Genomic DNA, 2888 nt, shown 5'->3' with positions numbered 1-2888 from the left:
TGTAAACGCTAAAATAAAATGGACAGATATCGCTAAATAAGATTGAACACTTTCGCCAAAAATAACCCTTATCCTTTATACTAAATTGGTAGTAGATTGGTAATCGGGGGCATGATGAAAGGTGAAAAAGAAATTGATGTTATATTTAGCAATCCAACAAATGAAAGAACAAAGATTTACTGTAACACAGATTGCAGAACAGCTTAAAATATCTCGAACGACGGTTTATAGCTATTTGGAAATGTCGCCTGAACAGGCTTATGAGTGGGCGAATACATTAAAATCCAGAAAGAAAAAATTAGACCCTTATAAAGATTGGTTAGTCGCTTGGCTCAAAGAACATCCTCATTTAAGTGCTGCACAACTGCATGATTGGTTACTAGAACGTCATCCTAAATTGGTTGTTGGAGAAAGTACGATGCGCATGTATGTCAGTGAGTTACGAGAAGAATATCAAATTGAGAAAACCAAAAAAGTTAGGCAATATGAGGCCATAATCGAACAGCCAATGGGAAAACAAATGCAAGTTGACTGGGGAGAAACTCGTCAAAAAACGAAAGAAAATACTGAAGTGAAACTGTACTGTATTTGTTTTGTATTATCGCACTCTCGGTACAAATATGTAGAATGGCAAGATCGACCATTTACAACACGCGATACGATAAGAAGCCACGAAAATGCTTTTCAGTATTTTGGAGGGATGCCAGAAGAGATTGTCTACGACCAAGATCATTTAATAACAGTCAGTGAAAATGCCGGGGATATTATTTTAACAGGTGAATTTCAATCCTATAAACAACAACGTAAGTTCAGAATATATTTATGTCGTAAAGCAGATCCAGAATCGAAAGGTAAAATTGAAAATGTAGTGAAGTATGTGAAAGGAAATTTCGCAGATAGCCGTATTTTCACTACTATAGATAATTGGAATGAACGATGTATAGAGTGGCTGAAACGTACGGGTAATTACAAAGTACATAACGGTACAAAAAAGAGACCGACAGAAGTGTTTCTCCTCGAAAAGCAACACTTAAAGCCAGTCTCTAACCCACTCTCAATAGAGAGTAACAATACAATTAGTATAACAAGAACCGTTAATAAGGACAACACCATACACTATAAATCTAATCGTTACTCTGTCCCACTGGGAACATATAGACCAAGAGGTCTAAACCTTGTTTCAATTGAAATGGCTGTAGATGAAAGCAATCAGCAGCAACTGGTGATTAAACGAAGTCCTGATGGTGAAGTTCTAGCGAAGCATCGTCTTGAATTAGCCAAAGGAAAATTAGTCAAAAATCGAAATCATGAACGTGATCGTTCAAAAGGTATCCAAGCCTATAAAGAAACAGTGATTCGCCAGTTTAATAATACTGAACTAGCGACTACATATATTAATCAGGTCCTAGCTGAGTATCCTCGATATAAAAGGGACCAGCTGGCCATCATCCATAAAACAACCAATGATTATCCAGATTATATCGATGAAACCCTAATAAAATGTGTTGACGAGCATTTCACAAGTGCCAATGATTTTCATGATATTGCAAAGTATATAAGCAAGATTCAAAGCAAAGAACTACCAGTTCCACCTCTCGAATCGAGTAGGTTAAAAACAAGGAATATCAAAGTAGAAACACGTTCTATCAGCACATACACAGATATTTTAGGGGGTGTCATCTCATGAATGATGGCTTAGAAAATCTACAAAACTATTTTAAACAACTAAGATTAACAGAAACAGCCACTGAGCTGCCTAATATATTAAGAAAAGCGGAACAGTCCACATGGACTTATCGGGAATTTATTAAAGAAATCGTTGAATTCGAATTAACTAAACGTGAAGAAAAGAGTATTGAAAAACGAATGCGTTGGGCGAAGTTTCCTTATATGAAAACGCTGGAACTATTTGATTTATCTGATCAAACCTCTTTAAACGAAAGGCAATTAAACCAACTAAAAGAGCTAAATTGGCTAGAGCAACAATATAACTTAATTCTATTAGGACCGCCTGGTGTTGGTAAAACCCATTTGGCCATAGGATTAGGAATTGAAGCAATTCAAAAAGGATTTAACGTCATGTTTGTGACTATGGGTGAATTAATCAATCTTTTAAAAACCAGAGAATTTACACGGAAATCACAGGTGCAATTAAACCGAATTGAATCTTCTGATTTAGTAATTATTGATGACTTAATGTACATGGCAATGGATTCACGTGAAGCAAATCTATTCTTTCATCTGATAAATCATCTTTATGAGCGTAGCTCAATTATTTTGACTTCTAACAAGAGTCCTGATCAATGGGGCGAATTATTGGGAGATGAAGGTATAACTACAGCTATTTTAGATCGCATTTTACACAGAGTAGAAGTTGTACAGATGAATGATGATAGCTATCGAATGAAGCATCGTCAAGGTATGTTTTAACATTAGCAAATGGGTATAAGGAGATTTCATTTAAATGAAGATTTTAAATATAAATGAAGTAAGAGAAATCATATTAGAATTAGGTTTAATCTTGTGACCATCAAAAAGTTGAGAGCTGGTTATCGGATGGCTCTATAAAAAATATCCAGGATGGCAATCTTTACAAGATTATTGAGCATGATATCGAAGATTTCATATTCGACACTTTGTGGATTGGTTCACCATATGAAAGAGGAATCAATAATGAAACGAAGATCGATAGATTACTTGAGGAAATTGCCTCTTTAAAGGCGAAAGTATCCAAACTTCAAGATGAAAAGCATGAATTAGAACTAGAACTTGGCAAGATGCCATTTTAATAATTCTTTCTCCTACTTCTACAAAGGAGTGGGAGAAGAATCAACGAAATTGTTCAAAATTAATTAGCAAAATGTGTCCAATTCTACTTGACGCTTACA

The 2888-nt window shown here is 35.2% G+C and carries 3 protein-coding genes; all 3 read left to right on the top strand.

Annotation, left to right across the window (positions count from 1 at the left end):
• The first annotated feature begins 136 nt into the window (after positions 1 to 136).
• The 3 genes from istA to BJ095_RS19160 all read left to right on the top strand — a co-directional run bounded on the left by istA (position 137) and on the right by BJ095_RS19160 (position 2789).
• Positions 137 to 1687: an IS21 family transposase gene (istA, locus tag BJ095_RS18665; protein WP_181418126.1), complete on the top strand. Its 1551-nt coding sequence runs from the start codon at positions 137 to 139 to the stop codon at positions 1685 to 1687.
• Complete coding sequence (istB, locus tag BJ095_RS18660) at positions 1684 to 2430, top strand: IS21-like element helper ATPase IstB (RefSeq protein ID WP_107937907.1); 747 nt, start codon at positions 1684 to 1686, stop codon at positions 2428 to 2430. The genes istA and istB overlap by 4 nt, the downstream gene beginning before the upstream one ends.
• A gap of 206 nt (positions 2431 to 2636) precedes the next feature.
• Complete coding sequence (locus BJ095_RS19160; RefSeq protein ID WP_181418125.1) at positions 2637 to 2789, top strand: hypothetical protein; 153 nt, start codon at positions 2637 to 2639, stop codon at positions 2787 to 2789.
• Positions 2790 to 2888: the final 99 nt, after the last annotated feature.

Source organism: Ureibacillus chungkukjangi (genome assembly GCF_003217295.1).
Lineage (GTDB): Bacteria > Bacillota > Bacilli > Bacillales_A > Planococcaceae > Ureibacillus > Ureibacillus chungkukjangi.
This window is presented reverse-complemented; position numbering and strand designations above follow the sequence as displayed.

What these genes read in the sequence shown, in the direction of transcription:
- istA (WP_181418126.1), top strand. Translation starts at nt 137, where the DNA reads ATGTTATATTTAGCAATCCAACAAATGAAAGAACAAAGATTTACTGTA.
- istB (WP_107937907.1), top strand. Translation starts at nt 1,684, where the DNA reads ATGAATGATGGCTTAGAAAATCTACAAAACTATTTTAAACAACTAAGA.